This is a genomic window from Gracilimonas sediminicola (genome assembly GCF_024320785.1).
GTDB classification, from domain to species: domain Bacteria; phylum Bacteroidota; class Rhodothermia; order Balneolales; family Balneolaceae; genus Gracilimonas; species Gracilimonas sediminicola.
On sequence record NZ_JANDBC010000004.1, the window covers coordinates 22,239 to 29,203 of the forward strand.

General features: G+C 42.2%; 8 protein-coding genes. 6 read left to right on the plus strand and 2 right to left on the minus strand.

Annotated features, from left to right (window positions below; genetic code table 11):
* The first annotated feature begins 16 nt into the window (after positions 1-16).
* From NM125_RS15770 to NM125_RS15780, 3 genes are all read left to right on the plus strand, one after another.
* On the plus strand, positions 17-1,216 hold the full coding sequence (locus NM125_RS15770; RefSeq protein ID WP_103664465.1) for an efflux RND transporter periplasmic adaptor subunit: 1,200 nt from the start codon (positions 17-19) through the stop codon (positions 1,214-1,216).
* A 72-nt stretch (positions 1,217-1,288) separates the two neighbouring features.
* Complete coding sequence (locus NM125_RS15775; RefSeq protein WP_234573542.1) at positions 1,289-1,618, plus strand: P-II family nitrogen regulator; 330 nt, start codon at positions 1,289-1,291, stop codon at positions 1,616-1,618.
* A 61-nt stretch (positions 1,619-1,679) separates the two neighbouring features.
* The gene (locus tag NM125_RS15780) at positions 1,680-2,474 is read left to right on the plus strand and encodes a cation efflux transmembrane domain-containing protein (RefSeq protein WP_255135941.1); all 795 of its coding nucleotides are present in this window, start codon (positions 1,680-1,682) and stop codon (positions 2,472-2,474) included.
* A 19-nt stretch (positions 2,475-2,493) separates the two neighbouring features.
* Here NM125_RS15780 and NM125_RS15785 read toward each other — a convergent pair whose 3' ends face one another.
* Positions 2,494-2,916: a thioredoxin domain-containing protein gene (locus tag NM125_RS15785; RefSeq protein ID WP_255135942.1), complete on the minus strand. Its 423-nt coding sequence runs from the start codon at positions 2,914-2,916 to the stop codon at positions 2,494-2,496.
* A gap of 323 nt (positions 2,917-3,239) precedes the next feature.
* Between NM125_RS15785 and NM125_RS15790 the strand changes: the two genes are divergently transcribed.
* From NM125_RS15790 to NM125_RS15800, 3 genes are read left to right on the plus strand one after another with little or no spacing between them, the layout of a single operon-like run.
* Positions 3,240-4,436 carry a di-heme oxidoredictase family protein gene (locus NM125_RS15790; RefSeq protein WP_255135943.1) on the plus strand — a complete coding sequence of 399 codons (1,197 nt, stop codon included), beginning with the start codon at positions 3,240-3,242 and terminating at the stop codon, positions 4,434-4,436.
* Positions 4,437-4,445: 9 nt separating this feature from the next.
* On the plus strand, positions 4,446-4,886 hold the full coding sequence (locus tag NM125_RS15795; RefSeq protein ID WP_255135944.1) for a QcrA and Rieske domain-containing protein: 441 nt from the start codon (positions 4,446-4,448) through the stop codon (positions 4,884-4,886).
* A gap of 30 nt (positions 4,887-4,916) precedes the next feature.
* Positions 4,917-6,146, plus strand: a complete 1,230-nt coding sequence (locus NM125_RS15800) for a hypothetical protein (protein ID WP_255135945.1) — start codon at positions 4,917-4,919, stop codon at positions 6,144-6,146.
* 188 nt (positions 6,147-6,334) lie between these two features.
* On the opposite strand, the gene NM125_RS15805 is transcribed toward NM125_RS15800, so the two are convergent.
* Positions 6,335-6,965, minus strand: a 631-nt coding sequence (locus tag NM125_RS15805; RefSeq protein ID WP_255135946.1) for an FAD-dependent oxidoreductase, incomplete at its 5' end; no start/stop codon positions are given.

Here is a 6,965-nt window from a genome sequence, read left to right on the forward strand (position 1 = left end):
TTAAATCAACAAAAAAATGAATAAATCTAATTTATATATAATTTTATTGGCTGTCCTTGCATCTGTTTTTACAGCCTGCGGCGAGATCAATAGCGATGAAAAAGAACAAGAAGCAACAGAACTTGCCGGTGTGGCTGAGGCAGAAGAAAACATGGTTCATCTGTCGGAACTGAAGTTCAACAGCCTTGGAATGAAACTGGATACTTTGTCCCTGCGCTTTCTCTCAGAGAGCGTAGAAGCAAATGGTCAGCTGGAAGTTCCCCCGCAGCATGAGGCAAGCGTAACTGCGGTTTTGGGAGGTAATATTGGTTCCATAGAAGTTATTGAGGGAGATCAGGTGTCAAAAAATCAGACTATTGCCTTCCTTTCCCATCCTAATTTAACCAAAGTCCAAACTGAATACGTACGGTTGTATCAGCGCATGTTGTATTTAGATCATGAATTTAAGCGACAAGCAAGGTTATATGATGAAAAGGTAGGCTCCGGCCAAACTTACCAACAAACTAAAGCCGAATACGAATCAGTTAAGGCGGAGGTCAAAGGTTATGAGGCTCAGCTGAATCAGCTTAACCTGGACGTTGAACAAATACAAGACGGCGATATTTATTCGTCGGTGCCGGTAGTAAGCCCTATTGATGGGTACATCGAAAAGGTTCAGATTCAAATCGGTCAGTACGTTGATCCCCAAACAATCATGTTTGAAATTGTGGATAACGAACATGTTCATGCCGATTTGATGGTCTTTGAAAAAGATGTGCACAAAGTTAAAAGGGGCCAATCCATCTCTTTTACTGTACAGTCAGTACCGGATCAAATACTTACAGCTACCATTTACTCTGTAGGCAAACAATTCGAACAAAATCCTAGGGCAGTGCATGTGCACGGCGAAATTGATCAGAAAGAAAACTTCCTGATTCCCGGGATGTATATCAACGGCACGATTCACACTTCAGAGACTAAAGCCTTTGCTTTGCCTGAGAATGCCATTGTTGAGGACGAGGGTAAAACCTACCTATTCACCGCAGAACAACAAGAGGAAAACGGAAATACCGAATGGTCTTTCACTCCGGTAGAAATTATGACCGGCATTGAGGAAGATGGTTGGGTTGAAGTGAAGTTGTTAGAACCATTGCCGGATGGAGCACGAGTAGCTTGGAACAATGCCTATTACCTGATCTCTGAAATGAAGAAAAGCCAGACTTCCGACGATGATTAACAAAAACTTTCCGGCAAAGCCATATTCATGTTTTTATGGCTTTGCCGGGGTTAATGCATAACACATAATATTATGAAAGAAATAAAAGCCTTTATAAAACCAAACAGAGTAGAAAATGTAGTTGCAGCACTCCAAGAAGCAGGACATGAAAGTGTTACGCTTTCCAAAGGAGAAGGTACCGGAGCATACAAACAGAAAGATGCGTCCCCATCGCTGGATTTTCACTTTACGGACAGTCCAGTCGTAAAATTAGAGCTGGTATGTCAATGCAAAGAATCCGATAACGTTGTTCAACTTATCTGCGCCAATGCCAAAACACCGGAACGCGGTGACGGCATCATTTACGTTACAGATATTCAAAAAGCGTTTAGGATTAAAACCTGTGAGCCTTTTGAGGGGTAAGGAACAGGTGATTCTTTGTCACAGTTAAGTTGAAGATGAAAATAATCCCATATATTCAACCATGAAAAAATCCACATTTAATATTCCACAAATGGACTGCTCAGCCGAAGAGCAAATGATTCGAATGAGGTTGGAAGAGTTTGAAGATATTAAATCTCTAAACTTTGATATCCCGAATCGTACATTAGAAGTGTATCACGAAAATAGGCTTAATGAGATTGAGAAAGCCCTTGACTCCCTGAGTTTGGGTTCTAAATTGAATTCAACAAAAGAGGCTCAAATGTCGCCTTTCGCTTCTGATGAGCAGCAACAAAAGAACATTCTATGGTGGGTTTTAGCGATCAACTTTCTCTTCTTTATCATTGAAATGACAGCCGGATGGATTATCAATTCTATGGGGCTGATTGCAGACTCACTAGATATGCTGGCAGATTCATCCGTATATGCGCTCAGCCTTTTTGCTGTTGGAGCAGCGGTAGCAAGAAAAAAGAAAGTAGCAAAAATTAGCGGCTATCTTCAGATGGGTCTGGCATCACTGGGATTTCTTGAAGTACTGCGGAGGTTTCTTGGAGTGGGTGAAATGCCCGACTTTCAGTGGATGATCATTATTGCTTCAACGGCTCTTGTTGCAAATGTTTTTACCTTATGGCTTATCAATAAAGCGAAAAGCAAAGAAGCACACATGCAGGCGAGTACAATTTTTACCTCCAATGATATTATTGTAAATGGTGGTGTAATTTTGGCCGGAATTCTTGTTTATGCACTGGATAGCAGGTGGCCGGATTTACTCATCGGAGCTGTTGTATTCAGCTTCGTGATGCGAGGTGCAGTAAGAATTCTAAAATTATCAAAATAGCAGGTGTTGTTGCTGATATTTACTCCAGGGCATTCGTAATCTTTGTTATGATACCTTGCTTATCATCATCTGTTGTGATTTTATCAAGAACTTCATTGGTGTTGGCATCAAGCAACAGGACAAATCCGGTCATGCCTTCATTTTTCTCAAAAATTTCTGAAAGTCCTAACCTGGCTGCCATTAACTTTGATTGATGTGCCGTAAAATCATTGGTCATATCCATTTTGACGAAAAGCACCGGTTGTCCTTCAAACTCAGGTTTTGCTTCTTCCATTATTGGCTTTATTGCCTGGCAGGCTCCACACCAATCGGCATACATATACATAGCTATTACCCGAGGATCTTCATCTGAGTTAACCTGATTTGCGTTGAGAGTAAAAAATGATGTTGCAAATACTACGGCGATTAGTAGTACTGGATAAGCGATAAATCGTTTCATCATACTGCTGACTGGTTTAATAAGTATTTAAGGGATTACAAAAGCTATGCATTATCTTTTACAGATTCTAAAACAGGGTGGCTTAACACTGTTAGTTGTTTAATGTATAAAAATGCTTGGCAACCATTCCAATATTTGATGCTTTAACCACTTCTTAAGGGATCAAACTGTTTATTCATTTCTCTTTTCTTACGGATCTTACTGTTTTATTTATCATAAAAAATTCGCATCAGCTAAGTATGGTAGTATTAATTGAACATTGTTTTTAACCAAGACAAATTATATTTTTAGTCAAGGCTAATAAATAATTTTGATTATTAAACATCATGAAATATCGTATTTGGATACCAGTATTGTACACCTGTTTCCTTCTGCTAATGATCGGCTGTGATACAGTTGTACCAGAAGCCCCGGCTGAAAAAGATTTACTGGATGGCCCCATACCCGGATTGACTCACGAAGAACAAGATCAATTTCTTAAAGGGGACATTGCCTTTAATGATGATGTTTTTACACCCCAAACGGGCTTAGGGCCTACTTTTGTGGCCACTTCGTGTGGGAGTTGCCACCCTGGCGATGGAAAAGGGCATCCATCAACATCACTTATCCGATTTGGACAAACTGAGCCTAATTCACCGATTAATGCGCCTGGTGCACCACAACTTCAAAACCGGGCTATTCCCGGATATCAGCCGGAAAAATTACCTGAAGGGGTCCCAAGTATGAAAATGACGCCTCCGGCCGTTACCGGGCTGGGCTTGTTGGCCGCACTGACAGATCAACAAATTCTAGAAAATACCGACCCCAATGATGAAGACGGAGATGGAATTTCAGGTGTTCCCAACTATGTTACTCCACCGGATTACTTCATCCCAGAAGATCATTATCAGCCAGAAAATGGCAAGTATATTGGCCGGTTTGGTAAGAAGGCATCAGCTGTTAATTTGTTGCACCAAACCGCTACAGCTTATAACCAGGATATTGGGGTCACCTCTACCTTCGAACCTCTGGATGTTTACTCGGGTTTGACGACAGATCCGGAAGTATCGGATCAAGTGGTAAGAGATGTAGTTTTTTACCTGAAGACGTTAAAGGCTCCCATCCAGCGTAAGCCACAAAATCCCCTTGTTTTAAAAGGAAAAGGGATATTCACTACTATCCAATGCAGTTCGTGTCATACCCCGCAATGGACCACTCCGGAAACAGACATTACCGCACTTTCAAACAAAACATTTTATCCATATACCGATCTATTGCTACACGATATGGGGCCTGAATTGGATGACGGAGCTACGGAAGGTTCAGCGGAAACATACGAATGGAGGACCCCTCCCTTATGGGGATTGGGGTTGTCACCCGATTCACAAGGTGGAAAGTACTTCCTGATGCATGATGGCCGGGCTGAAAGTATTGAAGAGGCAATTTTGATGCATGGTGGGGAGGCTCAAAACAGCCGTGATCAATTTCAATTGCTCTCCCCTGAAGAAAAAGAAGCACTAATCATGTTTTTGGAATCTCTTTAACCAAACACTATGGAACGAAAAGAATTTATAAAAACCTGCAGTTATAGTTGCCTTGGCCTTGTGGGGGCAGCATTTTTCCTGGAAGGCTGCTCAGGTCCAAAATATCTGAATGCTCAATTTGAAGATGAGTATTTACTTGTTCCCCTGTCTTCGTTTGAATATGAAAACAAGGAAGAAAATAAATTCAGGAAATATATTGTGGCCTATAATAACCGACTTAAATACCCGGTATCCATCTTCAGATTTTCTGAAACGGAATACCGAGCTTTGCTTATGAAATGCACCCACAAGGGTACTGAACTGCAAGTATATGGCGACCGGCTTCAGTGTCCCGCCCACGGAAGTGAATTTACCCAAAACGGAGAAGTGCAGAATGGTCCGGCAGAAGCTCCGCTTCGAACTTTTCCTGTACAGGTTGAAGGTACTGTATTAAAAATCGATATGGGATAAGTACATCTTTAAAAAATATTTTTAGCCCTTATGAAAAAAATAATACTACTTTTTTTAATTCTATTCAGTACAATCAACGCCAACGCACAGGTTGATAGTACCCTGTTCAAAGATACCCCGCGCGATACATTGGCGGAAGATACAATGAACATGGATGCCGTTTATGAGCGCCCGTTTTTCCAGGCGGGAACATCGCCTGTCTCTGTCGGTGGCTATATAGAGGCCGATTACCAATATATAGGAGAAGACGGGATTACCGAAGGCCATACCTTCCGCGTTCCTCGGTTTACACTTTTTGTAGGCTCTACCATTCATCCAAAAGTCAAGTTTCTTTCAGAAATTGAATTTGAAGAAGGTGGTAACGAGATTGCCATTGAGTTTGCGGCATTGGATATCAATTTTTTCCCGATGCTTAATTTTCGTGGGGGGATTATTATGAATCCTATTGGGGCTTTTAACCAAAATCATGATGGCCCTAAATGGGAGTTTGTTGACCGGCCCATTGCCATGACCGAAATGCTGCCTGCTACCTGGAGCAACGTGGGTTTTGGCCTCTACGGAAAGCGATATGTTAACGATTGGGCCTTTGGCTACGAGGTTTATCTCACCAACGGATTTGATAACAGCATTATCGCAAACGGGGAAAACAAAACCTTTCTCCCCGCAGCCAAAGAAAATTTCGAACGTTTTGAAGAAAGCAACAATGGGCAACCTTTAATTACAGGAAAACTCGCTGTGAAAAATCAGAACATCGGGGAAATTGGCCTTTCTTATATGGGAGGGGTTTACAATACCTTTGAAGATGACGGACTGATTCTGGATGAAGAAAGGCGGTTGGATGTTTTTGCCATAGATTTTAATACCTCCCTGGAAAAAACAAGTACCTATATAACCGGCGAATGGGCTTGGGTGATGGTTGATGTTCCGGAAACTTACGGGCAGCAATTCGGAGACCGGCAGCAAGGCGGATTTGTGGATATCGTGCAGCCGGTTTTCAGGCAGCCGTTGGCTGGTTTTGAGAATGCGGTACTAAACCTGGCTGTCAGGCTGGAATATGTGGACTGGAATGTGGGAACATTCCGAGAAACAGGAGCAAATATTTCAGATGATTTGTGGGCCATTGTTCCAGGTGTGAGCTTCAGGCCTTCTGCTCAAACCGTGCTGCGCTTGAACTACCGATATATGCAGCAACAAGATATTTTGGGTAATCCAGCGGCAAAAATTGCAGGAATTCAAATCGGGATTTCCAGTTATTTTTGAAAATCTTCTCAAAAATAAGTCGGGATTCTTAAATAAATTAGAAGCCAGGAACCTTTATAATCCGGATGATGTGAATAAGAGAATTCACGAGATTCTGAAACCTTACAACTTCAGCCATAGCACTATAGAAGTGTAATTAGATGAAGGAACTTCACCTTTGATTGAGTCAAATGGTTGTTAACACACTGTCAAACCGCACAGCAGCTCAATTTCTTCACGTCTTTGTCGAAAGTGAGAGCCGCAAGCTTAATTCCTTCAGAAAGAGTCAGATAGGGATGAAATTCTGACTTGAGTGACTGAATGGAAACCCCGTGTCGAATAGCCAGAGCCAGTTCCATTAATAGTTCAGAGCCTTCGGGTGCCAAAATACGGGCTCCAATCAAACGGTCATTGTCTTTGTTTCGGATTAATTTGATATATCCGCGGGTATCTCTTGCGGCAATAGATCTGGTTACATTGTCCAGCGTAAGTTTCGTTGCCTGATAGTTGACTCCCTCTTCTTCGGCTTGTTGTTCATCCATGCCCACACCGGCCACTTGTGGATCAGTGAAAATAACCCACGGTAAGACTGAAAAATCGGCTTTTCCATGACTGGCTCTCATCGCATTTTCAGCTGCGATTTTTCCTTCATAGGCCGCAGTGTACACGAACTGCCGTTCGCCCAGTATATCGCCGGCGGCAAAGATGTTGGGTGTATTGGTTCGCATGGTTTCATCAACGGGAATGTAATTTCGTCCTTTGGTGTCAATTCCATTAGATTTAAGATTCAGGTTCTCTGTATTTCCCTGCCTGCCGGTGGCAACTAATATCTGATCGGCT